This window comes from Jannaschia formosa, assembly GCF_003340555.1.
Lineage (GTDB): Bacteria > Pseudomonadota > Alphaproteobacteria > Rhodobacterales > Rhodobacteraceae > Jannaschia > Jannaschia formosa.
In genome coordinates, this window is the sequence record NZ_QPLJ01000023.1 from 38,463 (window position 1) to 59,713 (window position 21,251).

Annotated in this window: 26 protein-coding genes and 1 tRNA gene; 10 read left to right on the forward strand and 17 right to left on the reverse strand. The window is 69.4% G+C overall.

Annotated elements, in window-relative coordinates; all coding sequences use genetic code 11:
- Position 1: 1 nt before the first annotated feature.
- The 11 genes from DR046_RS18125 to DR046_RS18175 all read right to left on the reverse strand — a co-directional run bounded on the left by DR046_RS18125 (position 2) and on the right by DR046_RS18175 (position 9,033).
- Positions 2–820: an ABC transporter ATP-binding protein gene (locus DR046_RS18125; RefSeq protein WP_115383791.1), complete on the reverse strand. Its 819-nt coding sequence runs from the start codon at positions 818–820 to the stop codon at positions 2–4.
- Complete coding sequence (locus tag DR046_RS18130) at positions 817–1,596, reverse strand: ABC transporter ATP-binding protein (protein ID WP_115383792.1); 780 nt, start codon at positions 1,594–1,596, stop codon at positions 817–819. Before DR046_RS18130 ends, DR046_RS18125 begins: the two co-directional genes overlap by 4 nt.
- Positions 1,597–1,659: 63 nt before the next feature.
- Positions 1,660–2,850: an ABC transporter substrate-binding protein gene (locus tag DR046_RS18135; protein ID WP_115383793.1), complete on the reverse strand. Its 1,191-nt coding sequence runs from the start codon at positions 2,848–2,850 to the stop codon at positions 1,660–1,662.
- Between the two features lie 102 nt (positions 2,851–2,952).
- Entirely contained in the window at positions 2,953–3,780 is an 828-nt protein-coding gene (locus DR046_RS18140; RefSeq protein WP_115383794.1) for an ATP-binding protein, read from the reverse strand.
- Entirely contained in the window at positions 3,777–4,685 is a 909-nt protein-coding gene (gene tatC / locus DR046_RS18145) for a twin-arginine translocase subunit TatC (protein ID WP_115383795.1), read from the reverse strand. Before tatC ends, DR046_RS18140 begins: the two co-directional genes overlap by 4 nt.
- Positions 4,682–5,179, reverse strand: coding sequence for a Sec-independent protein translocase protein TatB (gene tatB / locus DR046_RS18150; protein ID WP_115383796.1), 498 nt, complete (start codon positions 5,177–5,179; stop codon positions 4,682–4,684). The genes tatC and tatB overlap by 4 nt, the downstream gene beginning before the upstream one ends.
- Before the next feature lie 25 nt (positions 5,180–5,204).
- Positions 5,205–5,432 (reverse strand): twin-arginine translocase TatA/TatE family subunit, encoded by a 228-nt coding sequence (locus DR046_RS18155; RefSeq protein ID WP_115383797.1) that lies wholly within the window; start codon positions 5,430–5,432, stop codon positions 5,205–5,207.
- Positions 5,433–5,555: 123 nt separating this feature from the next.
- Positions 5,556–6,728 (reverse strand): M23 family metallopeptidase, encoded by a 1,173-nt coding sequence (locus DR046_RS18160; protein ID WP_115383798.1) that lies wholly within the window; start codon positions 6,726–6,728, stop codon positions 5,556–5,558.
- A gap of 42 nt (positions 6,729–6,770) precedes the next feature.
- Positions 6,771–7,391 (reverse strand): protein-L-isoaspartate(D-aspartate) O-methyltransferase, encoded by a 621-nt coding sequence (locus DR046_RS18165; RefSeq protein WP_115383799.1) that lies wholly within the window; start codon positions 7,389–7,391, stop codon positions 6,771–6,773.
- Between the two features lie 24 nt (positions 7,392–7,415).
- Positions 7,416–8,210 carry a 5'/3'-nucleotidase SurE gene (gene surE / locus DR046_RS18170; RefSeq protein ID WP_115383800.1) on the reverse strand — a complete coding sequence of 265 codons (795 nt, stop codon included), beginning with the start codon at positions 8,208–8,210 and terminating at the stop codon, positions 7,416–7,418.
- Between the two features lie 40 nt (positions 8,211–8,250).
- Positions 8,251–9,033, reverse strand: coding sequence for an enoyl-CoA hydratase (locus DR046_RS18175; RefSeq protein ID WP_115383801.1), 783 nt, complete (start codon positions 9,031–9,033; stop codon positions 8,251–8,253).
- A 56-nt stretch (positions 9,034–9,089) separates the two neighbouring features.
- Between DR046_RS18175 and DR046_RS18180 the strand changes: the two genes are divergently transcribed.
- Positions 9,090–9,506, forward strand: coding sequence for a PaaI family thioesterase (locus DR046_RS18180; protein ID WP_115383802.1), 417 nt, complete (start codon positions 9,090–9,092; stop codon positions 9,504–9,506).
- Positions 9,507–9,513: 7 nt separating this feature from the next.
- On the opposite strand, the gene DR046_RS18185 is transcribed toward DR046_RS18180, so the two are convergent.
- Both DR046_RS18185 and DR046_RS23785 read right to left on the reverse strand, forming a co-directional pair.
- Complete coding sequence (locus DR046_RS18185) at positions 9,514–9,816, reverse strand: hypothetical protein (protein ID WP_115383803.1); 303 nt, start codon at positions 9,814–9,816, stop codon at positions 9,514–9,516.
- Positions 9,817–9,940: 124 nt separating this feature from the next.
- Positions 9,941–10,168 (reverse strand): DUF1127 domain-containing protein, encoded by a 228-nt coding sequence (locus tag DR046_RS23785; RefSeq protein WP_167767172.1) that lies wholly within the window; start codon positions 10,166–10,168, stop codon positions 9,941–9,943.
- Between the two features lie 114 nt (positions 10,169–10,282).
- Here DR046_RS23785 and DR046_RS18190 point away from each other — a divergent pair, with 114 nt between their 5' ends.
- The 8 genes from DR046_RS18190 to DR046_RS18220 all read left to right on the forward strand — a co-directional run bounded on the left by DR046_RS18190 (position 10,283) and on the right by DR046_RS18220 (position 16,964).
- On the forward strand, positions 10,283–11,719 hold the full coding sequence (locus tag DR046_RS18190) for an aminotransferase-like domain-containing protein (protein WP_167767173.1): 1,437 nt from the start codon (positions 10,283–10,285) through the stop codon (positions 11,717–11,719).
- A gap of 246 nt (positions 11,720–11,965) precedes the next feature.
- The gene (gene rplM / locus DR046_RS18195) at positions 11,966–12,424 is read left to right on the forward strand and encodes a 50S ribosomal protein L13 (protein ID WP_115383805.1); all 459 of its coding nucleotides are present in this window, start codon (positions 11,966–11,968) and stop codon (positions 12,422–12,424) included.
- A gap of 4 nt (positions 12,425–12,428) precedes the next feature.
- Positions 12,429–12,929 (forward strand): 30S ribosomal protein S9, encoded by a 501-nt coding sequence (rpsI, locus tag DR046_RS18200; RefSeq protein WP_115383806.1) that lies wholly within the window; start codon positions 12,429–12,431, stop codon positions 12,927–12,929.
- A 93-nt stretch (positions 12,930–13,022) separates the two neighbouring features.
- On the forward strand, positions 13,023–13,349 hold the full coding sequence (locus DR046_RS24375) for a hypothetical protein (RefSeq protein ID WP_245190998.1): 327 nt from the start codon (positions 13,023–13,025) through the stop codon (positions 13,347–13,349).
- A gap of 73 nt (positions 13,350–13,422) precedes the next feature.
- Complete coding sequence (locus DR046_RS18205; protein WP_245190999.1) at positions 13,423–14,277, forward strand: ABC transporter permease; 855 nt, start codon at positions 13,423–13,425, stop codon at positions 14,275–14,277.
- The gene (locus DR046_RS18210; protein ID WP_115383808.1) at positions 14,277–15,074 is read left to right on the forward strand and encodes an ABC transporter permease; all 798 of its coding nucleotides are present in this window, start codon (positions 14,277–14,279) and stop codon (positions 15,072–15,074) included. Before DR046_RS18205 ends, DR046_RS18210 begins: the two co-directional genes overlap by 1 nt.
- Entirely contained in the window at positions 15,071–16,141 is a 1,071-nt protein-coding gene (locus tag DR046_RS18215) for an ABC transporter ATP-binding protein (RefSeq protein ID WP_115383809.1), read from the forward strand. Before DR046_RS18210 ends, DR046_RS18215 begins: the two co-directional genes overlap by 4 nt.
- Positions 16,142–16,505: 364 nt before the next feature.
- The gene (locus tag DR046_RS18220) at positions 16,506–16,964 is read left to right on the forward strand and encodes an SH3 domain-containing protein (RefSeq protein ID WP_115383810.1); all 459 of its coding nucleotides are present in this window, start codon (positions 16,506–16,508) and stop codon (positions 16,962–16,964) included.
- 57 nt (positions 16,965–17,021) lie between these two features.
- Here the strand turns inward: DR046_RS18220 and rnd are convergent, their stop codons facing one another.
- The 4 genes from rnd to DR046_RS18240 all read right to left on the reverse strand — a co-directional run bounded on the left by rnd (position 17,022) and on the right by DR046_RS18240 (position 20,423).
- Positions 17,022–18,182, reverse strand: coding sequence for a ribonuclease D (rnd, locus tag DR046_RS18225; RefSeq protein WP_115383811.1), 1,161 nt, complete (start codon positions 18,180–18,182; stop codon positions 17,022–17,024).
- Between the two features lie 132 nt (positions 18,183–18,314).
- Positions 18,315–18,908: a phosphoribosylglycinamide formyltransferase gene (gene purN, locus DR046_RS18230; RefSeq protein WP_115383812.1), complete on the reverse strand. Its 594-nt coding sequence runs from the start codon at positions 18,906–18,908 to the stop codon at positions 18,315–18,317.
- Complete coding sequence (gene purM / locus DR046_RS18235) at positions 18,905–19,954, reverse strand: phosphoribosylformylglycinamidine cyclo-ligase (RefSeq protein WP_115383813.1); 1,050 nt, start codon at positions 19,952–19,954, stop codon at positions 18,905–18,907. The genes purN and purM overlap by 4 nt, the downstream gene beginning before the upstream one ends.
- Before the next feature lie 28 nt (positions 19,955–19,982).
- Positions 19,983–20,423, reverse strand: a complete 441-nt coding sequence (locus tag DR046_RS18240) for an ABZJ_00895 family protein (RefSeq protein ID WP_115383814.1) — start codon at positions 20,421–20,423, stop codon at positions 19,983–19,985.
- A gap of 72 nt (positions 20,424–20,495) precedes the next feature.
- On the opposite strand from DR046_RS18240, the gene DR046_RS18245 reads away from it, so the two are divergent.
- Positions 20,496–20,568 (forward strand) — tRNA-Ile (locus tag DR046_RS18245).
- Positions 20,569–21,251: the final 683 nt, after the last annotated feature.

A 21,251-nucleotide genomic window follows, 5' to 3' on the forward strand; every position in this document is an offset into this window, starting at 1 on the left:
CTTACCCCCCCAAGAACGACCGCCGGACCTCCGGGTCCGCCAGCAGTTCCTTCCCCGTCCCGGTATGCGCGTTCTGCCCCTGCACCAGCACATAGCCCTTGTCCGCGATGGCCAGCGCCTGCCGGGCGTTCTGCTCGACCATCAGGATGCTAATCCCGGTCCGCGCGACCTCGATGATCCGGTCGAAGAGTTCGTCCATCACGATGGGCGAGACCCCCGCCGTCGGCTCGTCCAGCATCAGGACCGTCGGCTGCGTCATCAGTGCCCGGCCCACCGCGACCTGCTGGCGCTGGCCGCCCGACAGTTCCCCTGCGGGCTGGCGGCGCTTGTCCTTCAGGATCGGGAACAGGTCGTAGACCTGCGCCATGGTGCCCGAGATGTCGTCGCGGCGCAGGAAGGCGCCCATCTCCAGATTCTCCTCGACGGTCAGCGAGGTGAAGATGTTCGAGGTCTGCGGCACGAAGGCCATCCCCTTCGCCACCCGGTCCTGCGGGCTGAGCGCGGTGATATCCTCCCCGTCGAGCCTGACCGCGCCCTTGCGCAGGTTCAGCATCCCGAACACGGCTTTCATGCCGGTCGACTTCCCCGCCCCGTTCGGGCCGACGATGACCGCGATCTCGCCCTTCTCGACCGCGATGGTGCAGTCGTGGAGGATGTCGGCGCCGTTGCCATAGCCCCCGGTCATCGAATCGCCGATCAGGAAGGCGTCGGCGCTGTGCACCCGGTCTCCGCTGGCCTTGCCGCGCACCAGCGTCGAGCGCTCGCCCTGCTTGACGATGCTGAAGTCCTTGTTCGCGCGGCCTTCATAGGGGGAGCTCATGCCGCGCCCTCCGCGTTCTTGAGCCCGGTGCCGAGATAGGCCTCGATGACCTGCTCGTTCGCCTTGATCTCGGCCAGCGAGCCCTCGGCCAGCACCTTGCCCTCGGCCATGCAGATCACGTGATCGCTGATCCGGCCGATGAAATCCATGTCGTGCTCGATGACGACGAAGGTGTAGTTCCGCTCCTGGTTGAGGCGCTTGATCGCGTCGCCGATGGTGTTGAGCAGCGTGCGGTTCACGCCCGCGCCGACCTCGTCGAGGAAGACGATCCTGGCATCGACCATCATCGTGCGGCCCAGTTCCAGCAGCTTCTTCTGCCCGCCCGAGACCTGTCCGGCCTTCTGCTCGGCCAGATGCTCGATCGTCAGGAACTCCAGCACCTCATCCGCCTTGGCGCGCAGCGCGCGCTCCTCGTCGGCGATGCGCTTGCGGCCGAACCAGGTGTTCCAAAGCCGCTCGCCCGACTGGCCGCCCGGCACCATCATCAGGTTCTCGCGGCAGGACATTGAGCTGAATTCATGCGCGATCTGGAAGGTGCGCAGCAGCCCCTTGTGGAACAGGTCGTGCGGCGGCAACCCGGTGATGTCCTCCCCGGCCATGGTCACGCGGCCCGAGGTCGGTGGAAGAACGCCCGCGATCACGTTGAAAAGCGTGGTCTTTCCCGCGCCGTTCGGGCCGATCAGCCCGGTGATGGACCGCTCGGCGATCGACAGGGTCGCACCGTCGACCGCGTGGAAGCCGCCGAAATGCTTATGGAGATCCGTGACTTCGATCATGAAGCTAATCCAAAAAGCGACGGCCCCGGTCCTTCCGGGGCCGTCCGTTCGTGACCGGCAGGCTCAGCGGTAGCCCACCACCTCCAGCTCACCGTCGGTGAAGGTGATCTGGCGGTAGTTGCCCGCGGACTCACCCGGTCCGATCAGCTCGACCGCCGAGGCACCGACATAGTCGACGTCGCCGCCATCCTTGATGATCTGGATCGCCTTGGCGAGATCGCCCGGCAGGATCTCTTCGCCCGGGGCGTTGGCGACGTCCATCACGTGGTCCTTGTAGACCTGCGGATCGCTCGAGCCGGCCGCCTGCATGGCCAGCATCATCAGCGCCGCGGCGTCGTAGCTCTCGGCCGAGAAGGGCTGGGTGCCGTCGAAGCCCTCTTCGGTCGCCATGTCCTGGAAGAGCTGCGCGCCGGGCGAGTCGGTGCCAGGGTTTGCGCCGTAGGAGCCGTCGATCTCGGAGCCGAAATTGTCTTCGAGCGCCTGGGAGACCATGCCGTCCGGGAAGTAGAACGTGTCGAACGCGCCTGAATCGAGCGCCGCGCGCACGATGCCCGAGCCGCCCTGGTCGACATAGCCCGCCACGACCAGCACTTCGCCGCCCGCAGCCGAGAGGGCGCCGACTTCGGCCGAGTAGTCGGCCTTGCCGTCCTCGTGGGCGGCGCTGATGGTCACGGTGCCGCCGGCCTCCTCGAAGTTGGCCTGGATCGCGTCGGCGAGGCCCTTGCCGTAGTCGTTGTTGGTGTAGGTCATCGCGATCTCGTTGATCCCGTTCTCCTGCAGGATCTCGGTCACGATGACGCCCTGACGGGCATCCGACGGCGCGGTGCGGAAGAACAGGCCGTTGTCCTCGGCGGTCGACAGGCCGGGAGAGGTCGCGGACGGCGAAATCATCACGATGCCGTTCGGAAGCGCCACGTTCTGAAGGATCGCGCCGGTGACGCCCGAGCAGTCGGCGCCCATGATGCCCACGACGCCGTCCGAAGTGACGAGACGTTCGGCGGCGGTGGTCGCCGCAGCGGCGTCGATGCAGGTCGAGTCGGCCTGAACCGGCTCGACGGTCACGCCGTCGAGCAGCGCACCGGACTCGTTGACCTCGGAGATGGCGAGCTCGGCGCCGGCGGCCATCGTGGGGGCCAGCGATTCAAGCGGGCCGGTGAAGCCGAGGATGATGCCCATCTTCACGGGGCTGTGCGCATCGGCGAACGCGGCGGTGGTTGCGAGCGTGGCGGCAGAGGCCAGCAGCAGCTTCTTCATTGTCTTACTCCCTATCGGCGGCCCTGTGGACGGGCCGTCCTGACGCGGGACGTTATGACGGGGGCGCCGGGTTGAAAAGGCCGATCCCGCAACCAGCGAGGCTTAAAGCCGGATCCCGTGGCGCCCGGCGAGGTCCGTGAAGAACTGCCAGGCGACGCGGCCGGAGCGCGCGCCGCGCGTGGCCTGCCACTCGATCGCCTCGGCGCGCAGCACCTCGTCGGCGACCGAAAGGCCGTGGGCCGCGCAATAGCCGCGAATCATCGCAAGGTACGAATCCTGGTCGCAGGCGTGGAAGCCGAGCCAGAGGCCGAACCGGTCGGAAAGCGAGACCTTCTCCTCGACCGCCTCGGCGGGATTGATGGCGGAGCCGCGCTCGTTCTCGATCATGTCGCGGGGCATCAGGTGCCGCCGGTTGGACGTCGCATAGAAGATGACGTTGTCGGGCCGCCCCTCGATCCCTCCGTCGAGCACGGCCTTCAGCGACTTGTAGGCCGCGTCGTCATGGCTGAAGCTCAGGTCGTCGCAATAGAGGACGAAGCGATGCGGCGCCGGGCGCAGCAGCGACAGCAGGCGCCCGACGGTCTGGATGTCCTCGCGCTGCAGCTCCACAAGCTTGAGGCCGGTCGCTTCAAGGTCGCCGTGGATCGCCTTGACGAGGCTCGATTTCCCCATCCCTCGCGCGCCCCAGAGAAGGGCGTTGTTCGCAGGCAGCCCGTCGGCGAAGCGGCGGGTATTGTCGTGCAGCGTATCGCGGGCGCGATCGATGCCGACCAGCAGGTTGAGGGGGATGCGATTGACCTGCGGCACCGGGATCAGCCGGTCGGGATCCGTGTCCCAGAGATAGGCCGAGGCGGCCCAGTCGGGCGCGGGCTGCGGCGCGGGGGCCAGCCTCTCCAGCGCCTCGGCGATCCGCAGGAGCGGATCGCTCAAAGCTCCTCGTCCTCGTCCAGCAGCCCTTCCGCGCGCATCCGCGCGACGCGCTTCCGTTCGATCATGCGGACGATGAAGATCGACACCTCATAGAGCCCGTAGACGACAGTGAAGAGGATCAACTGCGAGATCACGTCCGGTGGCGTCACCAGCGCGGCCAGCAGCAGGATGCCGACGACCGCGTATTTGCGCACCGAGCCGAGCGCCTCGGCCGTGACCAGCCCCGCCGTCCCCATCAGCGCCAGCAGGACCGGAAGCTGGAAGCAGAGGCCGAAGGCCACGATCATCTTCAAGGTGATATCGAGGGATTCGTTGACCTTGCCGATGAAGCTGATCGTGATGCCCTCGTCGGTCGGGGCCAGCGCCCCGGGCGTGACGGGGATTACCGGCTCGGTGATGACGACGCCTTCGGGAACCTCGGTCGGGATGACGCCGGCGATCACCTCGCGCACGTCGGCGAAGCCCAGGAAGAACTGCATCGCCAGCGGGACAACCACGAAATGCGCAAAGGCCGCGCCTAGCGTGAACAGGACCGGCGAGGCCAGCAGGAAGGGAAGGAAGGCCTTCTTCTCCTGCCGATAGAGGCCCGGGGCCACGAACCGCCAGAGCTGATGGGCGATCACCGGGAAGGAGACGAGCAGCCCTGCCACGACCGAGACACGGATCAGGGTGAAGAAATATTCCTGCGGCGCCGTGTACTGCATCTGCGGGTTGGCGGCGCCGAGATCGCGCAGCGTCGCTTCGATGGGGCCGAGCAGGAATTCGAGGATCGGCTCGGCGAAGGCGAAACAGGCGATCATGGCGACGAGGAACGCCGCGACCGAGCGGATCAGGCGCGTTCGCAACTCCGCCAGATGTTCGATCAGAGGGGCGGAGCTGTCCTCGATCTCGTCATGGGTGCTCATGCCTTCTTAGCCTCGGGTTCGGGCGCCGGTGCGGAGGGGGCGGCAGGATCGGGAACCAGTTCCGGCTCCTCCGAGGCTTCGGCGATGTCGGCGGCCTCGCGTGCCGCGCGCTCCTCGGCCATGCGGGTGGCGTTGGCGGCGATCTTCTCCTTGGCCGCAGCTTTGGAGGCGGCGCGCTTCTCGGCAAGCGCCTTGGTGTTCGGGCCGGTATGTTCGTCCGGGGTCCAGGCGGTCAGGTCGCTGGTCGCCTCCCGGATCTTCTCGATCCCGTACTTCTTGGGATTGGCGACCTTCTTAAGATCGCTCGCTATGTCGTTGACGCCGCTGTCGTCGGCGGCCTGGTTCATGGCGGTCTGGAACTCCCGCGCCATGCGGCGTGCCTTGCCCGTGAACTCGCCCAGGGTACGGAACAGTTTGGGCAGGTCCTTCGGACCCACCACAATCAGCGCCACGACGCCCACGACGAGCATCTCGGAGAAACCGATGTCGAACATGGGACGCGCCCCCCCGGGCTAAGGCCTAGACCTTGTCCTTCTCGGCGGCCTCGGGCGTGACATCGCGCGCCGCGCGGCCATCGGCCAGCGCCTGGTCCTCGTCGTCCTTCGAGCCGTCGCTCACGCCCTTCTTGAAGGCGGTGATGCCCTTGCCGACCTCGCCCATGAGCGACGAGATCTTGCCGCGCCCGAACAGCACGAGCACGACGACGGCGATCAGCAGAAGGCCCGGAAGGCCGATATTGTTCAGCATCTGAATGCTCCCTGTCAGCGGCCCGCGGGCCCTGGTCCGTGTTCCCGACCCCTATCTACGCATTGCATGGAGGAGTTGAAAGCGGCGGACACGGAAATTTCAGCCGGCCGCCCCTGCGCCCCGTCAGCGCAGCAGGGGCTCCGGGTCCACGGCGTCGAAGCCGCGCCGGACCTCGAAATGGAGGAAGGCCGGATCGCCGCCGCCGACCGAGGCGAGGCGTTGGCCGGCGGAGATGGAGTCTCCCTTCTCGACCTGAATGTCCTTGATATTGGCATAGACCGTCAGCAGCCCGCCCTCGTGGCGCAGGACCAGGATCGGCACCTGGTCGGTGTCGCGGGTGATCGCCGCGACCGTGCCGGCCGCCGCGGCGGTCACGGGGGTACCCTCGGCGGCGCGGAAGTCGACGCCCTCGTTGCGAGCCGAGAACGGGCGCAGCACATCCCCCTGCACAGGGCGGCGCAGGCTGGACGGGCCGACGCCAGCGGCCGGCTGCGTCTGGGCGACGGGGACAGGCTCCGGCTCGGGCTCCGGCTCGGCGCTGGCCTCGGTGCGGAACTGGTCGAAATTCGGGCTCTCGGGCAGGGTCTCCTCCTCGACCGTCTGCGGCAGGGCCGAGCTGGCCGAGGGCGGGATCGGCGTCGCGCTGCCGCCGCCCGGGCTGGCCAGCCCGGGCTCTCCGCCCTCGCCCACGACCAGCGGGATCAGCAGGTACTGCCCTTCGCGGATGGCGAAATCGCTGCCCAGCCCGTTCCATTCGGCCAGCGAGGCGGGGCTCACGCCATAGAGCCGGGCGATCGAGAAGGCCGTCTCGCCGCGCGCGACCTGGTGGCGCACCGGCTCCTGCCCGGTCTGCACGGCGACCGGAGTCGCAGGGCCACCGGGGGTGGAGGCGCGGTCGATGGCCGCGCCGGCGATCTGGGTGATGTCGGGGCGCGCGGCCTGGCCCGGGGTGACGCGGCGGGGCAGCGCCAGCACCGCGTTCGCGTTGAGCCGGGAGCCCGGCTGCAGGCCGTTGAACTCCGCCAGTTCCTCGGCGCCGATGCCGACGCGCTGCGCCACGTTCGCCACGGTATCGCCGCGCCGCGCGACGGCCACCTGATAGGTTGGATAGGTGATCAGCCCGCTGCCGTCAGGATCGGGCCGGTCGGCGATGGCGGCGCGCGCCGCCTCCGAGGTGTCGAGCCCACCGGCCACGCGACCGCGCAGGTCGGGGTCGAAGCCGCCGCCGTTGCACCCCGCGACCAGTGCCGTGGCGACCATCAGACCCGCCACGCGGGCCGTGCCAATCCTTGACATGCCTGTCCCTCCGTCCGTCCTGCCCTTGGGCGGGCCCGGTCTTCAGCCCGGCTCCACCCCTTCGACCAGCGGCACGAAGCGCACTGGCATGCTCAGATCGTCATAGTCATAGCCCGCCGCCGTCCGGGTGACGATGACGAGCTGCTGCATGTGGTCGGACACCCCGACCGGCACGACCATCCTACCGCCCTCGCGCAACTGTGCCAACAGGGGGCCGGGCGGATCCTCGGCGGCTGCGGTCACGAGGATACGGTCGAAGGGCGCCTGCTCCGGCAGGCCGAGGCTGCCGTCGCCGGTAATCACGGTGATGTTGGTCAGGCCCAGCCGCGCATGGGTCTCGCGCGCGATCTGGCTCAGCGCCCGCTGACGCTCCAGCGAATAGACCCGGCGGGCGAGCCGCGACAGGATCGCGGCCTGAAAGCCGGTGCCCGTCCCCACCTCCAGAACCTTGTCGCGAGGCTGGACGTCGAGCGCCTGCGTCATCAGCCCGACGACCGAAGGCTGGCTGGTGGTCTGGCCGCTGGCGATGGGCAGCGGCACGTCCTCGTAGGCGCGCGGCACGAAGGGGGCCGAGACGAACTCGGCCCGGTCGGTCTTCTCGAAGGCCGTCAGCACGCGCGCATCCGTCACCCCCCGCTGGCGCAGGGCGAAGAGGATGCGCATCGTGTCCTCGGGCGTCACGGCGCGTCAGGCGTCGTAGTCGGGCAGCACCGCCCTGAGGTCGTTCAGCACGGCGTGATCGGTCAGGTCGCAGCGCATCGGCGTGACCGACACCCAGCCCTCGACATTGGCGCGCACGTCGGTGCCCCGCGCCGTCGGCTCGCCCTGGGCGGAGCCTCCGATCCAGAGATACTTGCGTCCCGAAGGCGAGGTCTGCGGATGCACCCCCATCCGCCCGTCGCCGCGGTAGCCCTGCGCGACGGCCGCGAAGCCCGCGACCCTGGCCGAGCGGACCGGCGGAAAATTGACGTTGTAGAACAGCTTGTAGCCGTCCCCGCCCCAGGGCGCGTCGTCCAGCAGCTTCTGGACCAGCGCGGCGCCATGGCCGCGCGACGCCTCGAAAGGGTCGGCGAGATCGACGTTGCCCGGCCCGTAGAACTGCGACAGCGCGATGGCGGGAACGCCCTGCAGCGCGCCCTCCATCGCGGCGCCGATGGTGCCGGAATAGACGGTGTTCTCGCCGGAATTGTTGCCCCGGTTCACGCCGGACAGGATCAGGTCGACACGCCCCTCGACCAGATGCCCCAGCCCTGCCAGCACGCAATCCGCCGGGCTGCCCTCGACAGCGAAGCGCCGGGGCCCCAGCTGCTGGAGCATCGAGGGGCGCACGTAGTTGATGCAGTGGCCGACGCCCGACTGCTCGAAGGCGGGGGCGACGGTCCAGACCTCGCCACCCTCGCCCGCGACGGTCTCGGCGATCTCGGACAGCACCTTCAGCCCAGGCGCCCCGATGCCGTCGTCGTTGGTGATGAGAATGCGCATGCGTGACCCCTTTCCGCGCCTCAATGCGGGGTCGGGCGGATCATGTCCAGCGGGGCGGGCGCTTTTCCAGGAAGGCTTGCATCCCCTCCTCGGTCCCCGCGTCGGCGAGGTTCTCGACCATCGCGTCCCGCGTCAGCCGGTAGGCCGCGTCGAGCGAACGGTCGAGCTGCGCGTAGAACGCGCCCTTGCCGATGCGCTGCGCGGCGGGCAGCTTGCCCGCCACCCGCTCCGCCAGGGCGCGGGTCTCCTTCTTCAGGGCGTCGTACGGCACGACGCGGTTCACCAGCCCTGCCTCCTGCGCCTCCCCAGCCGACAGGAAGCGGCCCGTCGACAGCATCTCGAATGCCCGCTTGCGCGGCACGTTGCGTGACAGCGCGACCATCGGGGTGGAGCAGAACAGCCCGATATCGACTCCGTTAACCCCGAATCGGGCCTCGCTGGACGCGACGGCCATGTCGCAGCTCGCCACCAGCTGGCATCCGGCGGCGGTGGCCAGCGCGTGGACCTGCGCGATGACCGGCTGCGGCAGGTCGCGGATCTTCGTCATGACGGCGGTGCAGCGGTCGAAGAGATCGGCGAAGGCCGCCCTGCCCCCGTCCTCGGCCTGCCGCATCTGCTGCATCTCGCCCAGATGGTGCCCGGCGCAGAAGGCCTTGCCCTCGGCGGCGAGGATCACGACGCGCGCATCGCTCGCCGCCACCTCGTCCAGCGCGTCCCCCAGTGCGGCGAGCATCCCGTCGGACAATGCGTTGAGCGTCCGCGGGTCGTTCAGCGTCAGCGTGACGATGTCGCCGTCGCGTGTCTTCAGGATCGGATCGGTCATTTGCGCCCCCTCCTCGGATCGCTAAGGAAGGTGCGGCACTCGGGAGGGGATATGCAATGCTGAAGATGGACGGTCCGGCGCTGGAGGCGTTCCTCGCCCGCGACTTTCCGCAGGTGGGGGACGACTTCGCGCTCGACCGGGTGGACGAGGACGGGATCACCGTGCGCCTGAAGGTGGCCGAGAGGCACCTGCGGCCCGGCGGCACGGTCTCCGGCCCGTCGATGTTCGCGCTGGCCGATGTCGGGCTCTACCTTGCGATCCTGTCGCGGCTCGGGCCGGTGGCGCTGGCGGTGACGACGAATTGCAGCATCGACTTCATGCGCAAGCCGGCCGCCGGGGCGGACCTGCTCTGCGAGGCGCGGCTCCTGAAGCTGGGACGGGTGCTGGCGGTTGGCGACTGCCTGCTGCGCTCGGACGGCTCCGACGCGGTGGTGGCACGGGCGTCGCTGACCTACTCCATCCCGCCGCGCTGACGGCCAGTCACGATCCGACGGGGCGGCAGCGCACCGTCGCGATCTCGGCGGGATCGATACCCTGGAAGGTCGCAACCCCGGTCGAGCTGACGGTCGTGGAATTGGCGACCGGCTCGCCCTCGGCGTCGACCGCCATGCAGAAGCGGATCGGCACCTCGATGGAGGTGAGGCAACTCACCTCCGACCCGGTCACCTCGCAGGAGAGCACCTCGGTCGGGACGTCGTCGGCGTGAAATTCCGGCGAGGCGAGCGGCTGCGCCCAGGCCGGCGCGGTGGTGAGAAGGACGGCGGCAGAGATCTGGCGAAGCATGGCGGCCCCCATTGATTGCGTCGAGAGCTCAACGCATGAGCTTCGCGCCGGGGTCCGGGAACGAAAAAAGGGCCGGTCGCCGAATGGCGGACCGGCCCAGGGGGGAACGGTTCGGGAAGGGGGGTCAGGCGGTCCAGAAAGGCTTCTCGACCTCGCGCAGGACCTCGGCGGTGGTCAGGCCGATATCGCCGTAGCGGAGCGGGTCCATCTCTCGAAGCGCCCGCCGCGTCGCGGCCCGCATCTCCCACGTGGCGACCACCTGTGCGAGCGCGGCCAGACCGCGCGAGAGCGGCGAGCGGGCGGGGGTGGCATGGGCGTTCAGGGCGGGGTGGGCGAAGACGAAGGCGGTCATGACATGGATCCTTTCGGGCGGAACTTTCCTGCAGCTTGTGTCGATACAATTTTACCGCTAGGGTGTATAAGAGAGATACAATTCCCCATTGCGGCAGACCAGCGATACATTGTCATGGGTACAATCACGGATACGAATATCATCGAGGTCGATTTCGGCGCCGACTCGCGGGCCAAGTACGTCGTCCTCGAAGGCGCGGTCCGCGCCGCCATCGAGCGCGGGGACCTGCCGCCCGGCACGCGGCTGCCGCCGGTCCGCGACCTCGCCTGGAAGATCGGCGTGACCCCCGGCACCGTCGCACGGGCCTATTCGCGCCTGACCGATGCCGGGGTCCTGACCGCCGAGGTCGGTCGCGGGACCTTTGTGGCCGAGCCCGAGGCCCCTGCGCCGCTCTACAAGGAGTTCCAGGCACCGCTGGCCGTCGATGCCATTCGTCACGGGACGGGCGGGGACAGTTGGGCCGTCAACATGCTGTCGCCGCACCTGCCCTCGGTCGGGCAGACCGCGCTGATTCGCTCCCTGCTGGGTGAGATCGCGCAGGATCCGCCCTCGGGCCTGATGCATTACCCGCATTACGAGGGCGAGGCGCCCGCCCGCGCCGCCGCTGCCGCCTTCCTGTCGGGGCCGATGTTCGGACCGGTCGCGCCGGAGGAGATCGCGCTCAGCCATGGCGGCCAGCAGGCCATCGCGCTGGTGCTGCAATGCGTGTTGCGCGGCCGGCGTCCGGCCGTCCTGCTGGAGGAGCTGGCCTATCCCGGCTTCCGCCGCATGGCCGAGGTGCTGCGCGCCGATGTCATCGACGTCGCCATCGACGAGCACGGCATCGTCCCCGAGGCGCTGCGCGCCGCCGCGCGCGACCCTGATGCGCAGATCCTTTGCGTCTCGCCAGACGTGCAGAACCCCACCTGCACCGAAATGCCGCTCGCCCGCCGCGAGGCGCTGGTCGCCGCCGCCCGCGCGACCGACATCCAGATCCTCGAGGACGACTGCTACCGCATGGGCCCCGCCACCCTGCCGTCGCTGCGCCTTCTCGCGCCGGAGCGGGTCTGGTCCGTCTCCTCCGTCGCCAAGACCGTCACACCGGCGCTGCGGCTGGGCTTCGCGGTCGCGCCTCCGGGGCGTCAGCTCGCGCTGCGGCGAGCGACGGAGTACAATTCCTTCGGTCTCGCCACGCCGATGTCCGATCTCGCCGCGCGGCTGCTGGTCCATCCCGAGCTGCCCGGCCTGATGGCCGCGCTGCGCGCCGAGGTCGCGGCCTATGTCGAGGACGCGCGCCGGATCCTCGACGGCCACGCGCTGACGGCGCGGCCCGACATCTCGTTCCTTTGGCTGCGGCTTCCCTCGGGCTGGCGCGCCTCGTCCTTCTGCCGCGCAGCCGAGGAGGCCGGGGTGAAGCTCCGTGCCGCCGAGGAATACGCCGCCCGCGACGCGAACGCCCCTCACGCGGTGCGATTCGCGGTCAATACCGGCGTCACGCGGGAAAGCTGGCAGGCGGCGCTGACACGGCTTCGGGGCCTCCTGGACCATCCGCCGGAGGGGCTGGGGGTCTGAGCCTGCCCCTCGCGGAGGGGAATCGCCTGCCGGAAGGAGGGGAAAGCGGCGCATGGACCCTGACGCCGGGTCCGCTTTCTTGCGGGCGATAATGGGGTAAAATATGACCCCATTTTCAAGTCACTGTATTATAACAGAAAGCCAAGACGCGGTCGCGTTGACACTGCCCGCGCCAAGCGTATAAGCGCGCCATCTCCGGGGCGTCCGCCTCGCCGACATTTCAACCGATCAGTTCAAGGGCAAGGCATGAAGACCTTCACCATGACCCCCGACAAGATCGACAAGAAGTGGATCCTGATCGACGCCGAAGGCGTGGTTCTGGGTCGCCTCGCCTCGATCGTCGCGATGCGCCTACGCGGCAAGCACAAGCCTACCTTCACGCCGTCCATGGACATGGGCGACAACGTCATTGTCATCAACGCCGACAAGGTGCAGCTGACGGGCAAGAAGCGCGACAAGCCGAACTACTGGCACACCGGCCACCCGGGCGGCATCAAGTCCCGCACGACCGGCCAGATCCTCGAGGGCAAGTACCCCGAGCGTGTCGTCACCCAGGCCGTCAAGCGCATGCTGCCGGGCAACAAGCTCAGCCGCGACATCATGACGAACCTGCGCGTCTATGCCTCCGCCGACCATCCGCACGAGGCGCAGCAACCCGAGGTCCTGGACGTGAAGTCCATGAACCCCAAGAACACCCGGAGCTGATCGCATGGCCGAACAACTCAACTCCCTCGAAGAACTCCGGGGCGCCGTCGACGCCTCCGGCACCGGCGAGGACGTCCTGCTCGACACCTCCGCCCCGCGCGAACCCGTGCGCGACGAGCTCGGCCGCTCCTACGCGACCGGCAAGCGCAAGGACGCGGTCGCCCGCGTCTGGATTCGCCCCGGCTCCGGCAAGGTCACGGTCAACGGCAAGGACATCAACAAGTACTTCGCCCGCCCCGTGCTGCAGATGATCCTGAAGCAGCCCTTCGAGATCACCGACCGCGAAGGCCAGTTCGACGTCACCGCGACCGTCAAGGGCGGCGGACTGTCGGGCCAGGCGGGCGCCGTGAAGCACGGTGTCTCCAAGGCGCTGCAGCTCTACGAGCCCGGCCTGCGCGGCGTGCTGAAGGCCGCCGGCTTCCTGACCCGCGACAGCCGCGTCGTCGAGCGCAAGAAGTACGGCCGCGCCAAGGCCCGCAAGAGCTTCCAGTTCTCCAAGCGCTGAGCCCTGCTCCATCCGACGCGAAGGCCCGCCCCTCCGGCGGGCCTTTTGCATTGCACCCTTGCGCCCGGCGCCGCAGGGGCCAACCTGTCCGCCATGTTCTTCTTCTCCCGCATCGCGCTGTTCCTGACGCTGGCCGCCGGCTGGGCGATGATCTTCTTCGGCGGCTGGATCGCCTGGCGCGGGGTCACGCTCTACAGCCTCGACCACGTTCTGGTCGGAACCGGGGGCGGGCTGACGCTGGGGGGCCTTCTGGTCGTGGCGCTGTCGATCGGGGCGAATGCCCAGATCTCGACCGCGCGGGACACGGCGGAGCTGCGCCGCCTGGCCGAGGCGCAAACGCGCGAGGCGGTCCGGCCGGCCCGGCGTCCCGACACGGCCGCCCTCCGGGCGGAGCCCGTGCTTCCGTCGCGCAAATCCTGAGCGGAGGCACGCAAACCGCTTGCCCCCACGCGCCGCGCGGGCAAACGTGCGGGCGAAAAGACCGGGGACGCCTTTGGATCAAGAGACTCGCCGCGGCGCTACGCTGATCGCTCCGCCGCTCCTGTATGCGCTGGCCCTTCTGGCGGTGCCGCTGGGCGCCGTGCTCGTGTTCAGCTTCTGGACGCAGGACTACCTGACCGTCGACAGGACGCCGACGCTGGCCAACTACGTCAAGGCGGCGACGGACCCGATCTACCGGACGATCCTCGGGCGGTCGCTGGTGATCTCGGGCGCGGTGACGGTTCTGACGGTGCTGCTGGCCTTCCCGGTCGCCTACTATGTCAGCTTCCACGTTCGCCCCGACCGCAAGTCGCTCTGGCTGTTCCTGATCACGATTCCCTTCTGGACCAGCTACCTGCTGCGGATCTTCCTTTGGAAGGTGATGCTGGGCTACAATGGCGTCATCAACTCGGCGCTGACCGGGCTGGGCATCATAGACGAGCCCCTGACCTTCATCCTCTACAACGCCAACGCCGTGGTCCTGACGCTCAGCCATGCCTTCGCGCCCTTCGCTATCCTTCCGATCTTCGTGGCGCTGGAAAAGATCGACCGCTCCCTGCTGGAGGCGTCGCGCGACCTGGGCGAGACCGGGGTGACGACCTTCTTCCGGGTCACGCTGCCGCTGGCCCTGCCGGGCGTGATCGCGGCGATCCTGATCGTCTTCATCCCGACGGTCGGCGACTACGTGACCCCGGCGCAGGTCGGCGGGTCCGAGGGCACGATGATCGCCAACCTGATCCAGGCCCATTTCGGCGGGCTGAACGACGCGCCGATGGGGGCGACGCTGTCGATCGTCGCGATGGCCTCGGTGACGGTGATCGCGCTGGCGCTGGTCTGGGCGACCCGCAAGCTGGGGGGCGCGCGCTGATGCTCCGGGCGTATACCATCGCCTTCCTGATCTTCCTCTACGCGCCGATCCTGCTGCTGCCGGTCTTCGCCTTCAACGACGGCACCGTCATCGCCTTTCCGCTCGACGGGTTCACCACGAAGTGGTTCGAAGAGCTCTGGACCAACGCGGAGCTTCATGCCGCGCTGGTCAACTCGCTGCTCGTGGCCTGCGCGTCCTCGGTGCTGGCGGTGCTTCTGGGCATCGCGGCGGCGCGGGCGAACATCCGCTACAAATTCCCGGGCAAGACCGCCGCGATGGGACTTATCATGCTGCCCCTGGTCCTGCCCGAGATCATCGTGGCGGTGTCGCTGCTGGTCGTCGCGATCCGGATCCTGGGGCTCGACCTGTCGCTCTGGACGGTGGTCGCGGCGCATGTGCTGATCTGCACCCCCTTCGCGGTGGCGATCCTCAATGCCTCGTTCCAGTCCCTCGACGCGAGCCTGGAGGAGGCGGCGATCGACCTCGGCTTCACCCGCGGCGAGACCTTCCGCCTGATCACCCTACCCCTGATCATGCCGGGCATCGTCGCGGCGCTGCTCATCTCCTTCACCATCTCTCTCGACGAGTTCATCATCGCCTTCTTCCTCACCGGCTCCGACCCGACCCTGCCGGTCTATATCTGGTCGCTCCTGCGGTTCCCGCGCCTCATCCCGGTGGTGATGGCGCTGGGCACGATCCTGATGGTGGTGTCGATCTCGATCCTCATCCTGGCCGAGTGGAACCGGCGCCGGGGACTCCGGCGCGCGGGCGTCGCAGACAAGGGAGGTTTCCTGTGACGGAGCCACTGATCCGCCTGAAGGGCATCCACAAGTATTACGGCGACTACCACGCATTGCGCGGCATCGACCTCGACATCCGCGCGGGCGAGTTCTTCTCGCTGCTGGGGCCGTCGGGCTGCGGCAAGACGACCCTGCTGCGCACCATCGCGGGGTTCGAGGACGTCTCGAAGGGGACCGTCGTGATCGGCGGGCAGGACATGACCGCCCTGCCGCCGAACAAGCGGCCGACCAACATGGTGTTCCAGTCCTACGCGATCTTCCCGCACCTGACGGTGGCGCAGAACGTGGGCTTCGGGCTGCGCAAGGCGAAGGGCACCAGCGAGGAGAAGGCGAAGCGCGTCGCCGAGGCGCTGCAGATGGTCGGGCTCGCCGGCTATGGCGATCGCGCGGCCCACGCGCTCTCGGGCGGGCAGCGGCAGCGCGTGGCGCTGGCCCGGGCGCTGGTGCTCAGGCCGAAGGTGCTGCTCCTGGACGAGCCGCTCTCGGCGCTCGACAAGAAGATGCGCGAGCAGATGCAGGTCGAGCTCATCCGCCTGCAGCGGCAGGTCGGGATCACCTTCATCCTCGTCACCCACGACCAGGAAGAGGCGCTGGTCATGTCCGACCGCATCGCCGTCATGTTCGAGGGCGACGTGGCGCAGATCGCCGAGGCGGAGACGCTCTACCGCCGCCCCGTCTCGCGCCGCGTGGCAGAGTTCATCGGGACGATGAACTTCCTGCCCGCGACCGTGGGCGGCGACGAAGTCGTCGTCGCCGGGCTGGGCCGGATGCCGGTCTCGTCGCTGCAGAACACGGCGACGACCGAGGGCGAAAGCGTCGCGGGCTTCCGCCCCGAGACGGCGACCCTGCTCTTCCCCGGGCAGGAGGCGACCGACCGCATCGCCGAAGGCACCGTCACAGAGGTCGTCTATTACGGCGACATGACCTATTACGACGTCCGCCTGACCGGGGCCGCCGACCCGGTGCGCATCTCGATGCGCAACGTCTTCGGCCGCCCGGTGCTGGAGATCGGCGCTCAGGCGAGGCTCAGCTGGTCGCCGGGGGCGGTCACCCTGTTTCGCTAACGGCACCCGGCTCCGCGCCGGACAATCTGGTCGCGCCGTCTCGCGACGCGAGGGTCCTGGGAGAGCGAGGCGCGACAGGGCCCTTGCCCTGCAACATCATCTCCCGGCGCGTCAGATTCCTCACCGCTCCGGGCCGGGGTGACCTTCCTCCTTCCTGTGGCCGGAAATACTCCGGGGGTCCGGGGGCTGGCCCCCGGTCCCGCCCTCTCCGTTCCGCGCGGCCGGTGACGTCCGCCCCAAGCCACGCGGGCAGCGAGGACACGCTGCGCCGGCGATCGGTGCGGACGGGCATGCGCCCCGTTGATCCGCCGCTCCGGTCGGGCGACGCTCCGCGCGACGCCATCCCAGATCAGGACCCGCCGCCATGCGCCTCAAGACGCTCGCCCTGCTCCTCTCGCTTTCGCCGCTCGCCGCCGCCGCTCAGGGGCTGATCGTGGCCGAGAACGAGGAAGGTTACCTGAACCTCCGCAGCGGGCCGGGCACGCAGCACGCCATCGTCGAGAAGATGCGTCCGGGCGACCGAGTCACGGTTCTGGAAGAGATGGGGAAATGGGCACGCATCCGCACCCCCCGGGGCGCGCAGGGCTGGGCCTCGCTCGACTATCTCGACCGCGCGGCGCCGAGCGGAACGGAGGTGCTTTATGTCGCGCAGGGCAGCGCTTGGCTTAACCTGCGCGCCGCCCCCGGGACGGACGCCGCGATCCTGCGTCGGATGTATCCCGGCGACCGGCTGGAGCCGCTCTCGCGCGAAGGGGACTGGCTGCGCATCCGCCACGTTTCCGGCGCGGTGGGCTGGGCGCATGGGGACTACCTCACCCGGTGAGCCCCGGCTCCGGTCGACCGAAGGCGCGCCGGCGGTCCACCGCCGGCCTCCGCGGTCTCAGCCGAGCGGCACGATCCGGACGTCCTGTCCCTTGCAGGCGAGCGCGATCTTGCCCTCGCAGAGCCGCAGCGCATCGGTGCCGAACACCTCGCCCCGCCAGCCATGGGCCCAGGCCCCGTCGCGCGTGCCCGACGCGATGTCGTCGAGATCCGAGGCCGAGGCGATCAGCTTCTGCGCCACGCCCGCCTTCTCCGCCTTGGCCTTCAGCAGCACGCGAAGAAGGTCGGCCAGGGCGCCGTTGATCTGGTCCCGGGCCTTCTGCTTCGGCGGCGCCGGCAGGTCCTCGCGCGGGGCGGCCTGACCGACGGCCACCGCCTTCAGGATCCCCTCGGCGATGTCGCCCTTGCGCGCCTCGCGCAGCAGCAGGCGGGACTTCCCCAACTCGTCCAGGTCCTTCGGCTTGCTGCCGACCAGTTCCAGCAGCGCATCGTCCTTGAAGACGCGGGTGCGGGGCACATTGTTCACCTGCGCATATTCCTCGCGAAAGGCGGCCAGCTCCCGCGCGATCGCCAGCGAGCGGGGGGACGGGTTGCGCGTCTTCAGCCGCCGCCAGGCCTCGCGCGGCTCGACCCGGTAGGTGGCGGGGTCGCGCAGCACGTCCAGCTCCTCCTCGACCCAGGGGGTGCGGCCCGAACGCTCCAGCTCGGCGGCGAGATGCTCGTAGACGACGCGCAGATGAGTGACGTCGGCCAGCGCATAGCGCTTCTGCGCGTCCGAAAGCGGCCGGCGCGACCAGTCGGTGAAGCGCGAGGACTTGTCGACCTGGCCCTTGGCGATCTTGCGCACCAGCGTCTCGTAGCCGACCTGCTCGCCGAAGCCGCAGACCATGGCCGCGATCTGCGTGTCGAACAGAGGCGCGGGGATCGTGTCGCCCTCGATGGCGAAGATCTCCAGATCCTGCCGCGCGGCATGGAACACCTTCACCACGCCCGGGTCGCGGAACAGCTCGTAAAGCGGCGCAAGGTCCAGGCCCCCGACCAGCGGATCGACCAGCACGGCATCGGTCTCGCCGTCGCCTGGAAAGGCGAGCTGGATCAGGCAGAGCTTCGAGTAATACGTCCGCTCCCGCAGGAACTCGGTGTCGACGGTGACGTAGGGGGCTTCGCCGGCGCGGGCGCAGAACTCGGCCAGCGCGGCGGTCTCGGTCAGGGTGATGATCTCGGCAGGCAGGGGGATGGCCTTTCGTCTCGATAGGCGTTCCGTCTAGCCGATCCCCCGGGCGGGGGAAAGCGGGGGCGGGGGTCGCGTGATGCGGACGCGCGGCAGCGGGCCACCGCCCCCGCGCGACGGTCAGGGCGTCAGGTCCAGTCTCCGGCGATCGCCTGCCGCGAACCGGCGCAGCGTCTCGGGGTACAGCCGATGCTCCTGCTCCAGCACCAGCCCGGCCAGCGTCTCGGGCGTATCACCCGGCAGCACCGGCACCCGCGCCTGGCCCAGGATCGGCCCGCCGTCGAGTTCCGCCGTTACCTCGTGGACGGTGCAGCCCGCCTCCGCATCCCCGGCGGCGATGGCGCGCGCATGGGTGTGGAGCCCCCGGTATTTCGGCAGCAGCGACGGGTGGATGTTCAGCATCCGCCCGCGCCAGCCCTCGGTGAAGGCGGGCGTCAGGATGCGCATGAACCCCGCTAGCGCGATGATGTCCGGCGCCGCCTCCTCCAGCATGCGGCTCAGCTCGGCCTCGAAGGCGGCGCGGTCGCCGCCGAAGGGCCGGTGATCGACGGCCGCGGTCGGAATGCCCATCGCGGCGGCGCGGGCCAAGCCCCCGGCCTCGGGGTCGTTCGAGAGGACGAGGCAGGGCCGCGCCGGGTGATCGCCGGTCATCGACCGGGCGAGCGCCACCATGTTGGAGCCGCCGCCCGAGATCAGGATCGCGACGCGCTTCACCAGCCCGGCGCGCCCTCATAGGCAACGCCCGCGCCCGGTACGACCTGGCCGATCCGCGCGACACTCTCGCCCTCGGCCGCCAGCAGCTCGGCCAGCGCATCGGCACGGTCGGGCGCCGAAACCAGCACGAGGCCGATGCCGCAATTGAAGGTCTTGAGCATCTCTGGCGTGGCGATCCGGCCCGCCTCGGCCAGCCAGCCGAAGACCGGCGGCGCGGTCCAGGCGCCGAGGTCGATCCGCGCGCCCAGCCCCTCGGGCAGCACGCGTGGCAGGTTCTCGGTCAGCCCGCCGCCGGTGATATGGGCGAGCGCATGCACCCCGCCAGCCCGAATCGCCGCCAAGGCAGGCCGGACGTAGAGGCGCGTCGGGACCAGCAGGGCCTCTCCTAGCGTCGCCCCACCCCAGGGCGCCGGGTCGCCCCAGCCGAGGCCCGCCCGCTCGGCCACCCGGCGCACGAGCGAAAAGCCGTTGGAATGGACCCCGTCCGAGGCGAGCCCCAGCAGCACGTCGCCCTCGGCCACGCCGGCCGGCAAGGCGGCGCCCCGCTCCATCGCGCCCACCGCGAAGCCTGCGAGGTCGAAGTCACCCGCCGCGTACATGCCCGGCATCTCGGCCGTCTCTCCGCCGATCAGCGCGCATCCCGCGCGCCGGCAGCCCGCGGCGATGCCCTCGACCACCCGCGCCGCGGCCTCGGTCTCAAGCTTGCCGGTGGCGAAATAGTCGAGGAAGAACAGCGGCTCCGCCCCTTGGCAGATCAGGTCGTTGACGCACATTGCCACGAGATCCACGCCCACGCCATCGAGATGCCCGGTGTCGATGGCGAGCCGCAGCTTTGTCCCGACCCCGTCGGTCGCCGCGACCAGCACCGGGTCGTCGTAGCCGGCCGCACGCGGATCGAACAGCGCCCCGAACCCGCCCAGCCCCGACATCGTGCCGGGCCGCTCCGTCGACCGGGCCGCAGGCTTGATCCGTTCGACGAGGGCGTTGCCCGCGTCGATATCCACCCCCGCCTCGGCGTAGGTCAGGCCGTTCTTCGCATCGCTCATGCCGGTCCCCCGTGTCGCCCGCCCGCTATCACCCGCGCCCGCCCCGGGCAACGCCGGAGCGGGCGCCGATCACCAGGAAGAACCGGTTGATGAGGATCGTCATCAGGACCGTCCCGCCGAGGATCATCAGCACGAAGGGCATGATGGTCGCCAGGGCGGGCAGGACGAAGGGCACGGCCAGAACGATCAGCAGCGCGAGGTAGACGAGCGCGGCGACGAGCGCCCATCGCCAGGCAACGCGTCCGCCGGGCACCGTTCCCCGGACGCGGCCCCAATGCTGGCCGCAATGGAGGGCGGCGGCGATGGGCGGCAGGATCGCCGCCGCCCCGAAAGGCAGCGCGATCCCCGCCATCGCCAGCGCCCAGCCGGCGGCGACCATTGCGACGAGAGCGAGCAGCAGCACACCGAGATAGCGGCCGAGGAAGGGCAGGTCGCCGGAAGGCGCCTCGCTCGGCAGGGTGTGAGGCATCGGTGGCTCCTTCGGCTCGGGCGCGGCGGGTGCTTGACCGGCGGGGTCGGTCTGCTATCGCGTAAGGCACGGGGGCCTGTAGCTCAATGGTTAGAGCAGAGCGCTCATAACGCTTTGGTTGCGGGTTCGAGTCCTGCCGGGCCTACCGTCTCGCCCTCGCCGCCGGCCTCGTTGCGGCGTCGGACGGCGTGAGATGGTCAAGTTGTTCCGAGATCCTCTCAAGGGCGCCATCCCGTCAGGGTCCTTTCCGCTCGACCTTGTCGTCCGGCGCGCCGACCCTTCCGGAACCACCTCCGGCCGATCTTCCGGAGATGACAGCCCCCTGCTCCCCCTGCCCCTTCTCGCGGCCAGCGTCGCGAGTGAACCCGTCGCTGTCTCTCCCGTGGCGCTTCGCGCCGCCGACGCGGCGAGCACCGGACCCATATCCACGAATCGACGAGCAACCCCGAGAGGACCCGCCTCCGGAAGGAGAAGCAGGTCCGCACCGCGCCGAGCGACCAGATTCCCTGCGTCGAATGCGACGCGACGAACGGCCTTGGAGGCCATGTCGGTTACACGCCCTGCTACGTCCGCTTGCGCGGCGGCCTGGTCGACGCCGCGCATCCAGCCGGAGGTCTCGGCGCGGGCGGCTGCCGCGACCTCCGCACAGTGGTCGTCAAAATGGAAAGCCGAGGCGTCGGGCGCCCCGAGGCTGGGGCGCCCCTCCGCTCACCCGGCTGCCTTGACGGCTCTGGTTGTCATGACCTTGCAGAGGTGTCTGCGGTAGTCTTGGGATCCGTGGAGGTCGGAGATCATGTCGTGGGTTGGGGGGGTGAGGGTTTTGAGGGC

Coding starts and splice junctions, on each gene's coding strand:
- DR046_RS18125 (WP_115383791.1), bottom strand. CDS start 820: ATGAGCTCCCCCTATGAAGGCCGCGCGAACAAGGACTTCAGCATCGTC.
- DR046_RS18130 (WP_115383792.1), bottom strand. CDS start 1,596: ATGATCGAAGTCACGGATCTCCATAAGCATTTCGGCGGCTTCCACGCG.
- DR046_RS18135 (WP_115383793.1), bottom strand. CDS start 2,850: ATGAAGAAGCTGCTGCTGGCCTCTGCCGCCACGCTCGCAACCACCGCC.
- tatC (WP_115383795.1), bottom strand. CDS start 4,685: ATGAGCACCCATGACGAGATCGAGGACAGCTCCGCCCCTCTGATCGAA.
- tatB (WP_115383796.1), bottom strand. CDS start 5,179: ATGTTCGACATCGGTTTCTCCGAGATGCTCGTCGTGGGCGTCGTGGCG.
- DR046_RS18155 (WP_115383797.1), bottom strand. CDS start 5,432: ATGCTGAACAATATCGGCCTTCCGGGCCTTCTGCTGATCGCCGTCGTC.
- DR046_RS18160 (WP_115383798.1), bottom strand. CDS start 6,728: ATGTCAAGGATTGGCACGGCCCGCGTGGCGGGTCTGATGGTCGCCACG.
- DR046_RS18165 (WP_115383799.1), bottom strand. CDS start 7,391: ATGCGCATCCTCTTCGCCCTGCGCCAGCGGGGGGTGACGGATGCGCGC.
- surE (WP_115383800.1), bottom strand. CDS start 8,210: ATGCGCATTCTCATCACCAACGACGACGGCATCGGGGCGCCTGGGCTG.
- DR046_RS18175 (WP_115383801.1), bottom strand. CDS start 9,033: ATGACCGATCCGATCCTGAAGACACGCGACGGCGACATCGTCACGCTG.
- DR046_RS18180 (WP_115383802.1), top strand. CDS start 9,090: ATGCTGAAGATGGACGGTCCGGCGCTGGAGGCGTTCCTCGCCCGCGAC.
- DR046_RS18185 (WP_115383803.1), bottom strand. CDS start 9,816: ATGCTTCGCCAGATCTCTGCCGCCGTCCTTCTCACCACCGCGCCGGCC.
- DR046_RS23785 (WP_167767172.1), bottom strand. CDS start 10,168: ATGACCGCCTTCGTCTTCGCCCACCCCGCCCTGAACGCCCATGCCACC.
- DR046_RS18190 (WP_167767173.1), top strand. CDS start 10,283: ATGGGTACAATCACGGATACGAATATCATCGAGGTCGATTTCGGCGCC.
- rplM (WP_115383805.1), top strand. CDS start 11,966: ATGAAGACCTTCACCATGACCCCCGACAAGATCGACAAGAAGTGGATC.
- rpsI (WP_115383806.1), top strand. CDS start 12,429: ATGGCCGAACAACTCAACTCCCTCGAAGAACTCCGGGGCGCCGTCGAC.
- DR046_RS24375 (WP_245190998.1), top strand. CDS start 13,023: ATGTTCTTCTTCTCCCGCATCGCGCTGTTCCTGACGCTGGCCGCCGGC.
- DR046_RS18210 (WP_115383808.1), top strand. CDS start 14,277: ATGCTCCGGGCGTATACCATCGCCTTCCTGATCTTCCTCTACGCGCCG.
- DR046_RS18220 (WP_115383810.1), top strand. CDS start 16,506: ATGCGCCTCAAGACGCTCGCCCTGCTCCTCTCGCTTTCGCCGCTCGCC.
- purM (WP_115383813.1), bottom strand. CDS start 19,954: ATGAGCGATGCGAAGAACGGCCTGACCTACGCCGAGGCGGGGGTGGAT.
- DR046_RS18240 (WP_115383814.1), bottom strand. CDS start 20,423: ATGCCTCACACCCTGCCGAGCGAGGCGCCTTCCGGCGACCTGCCCTTC.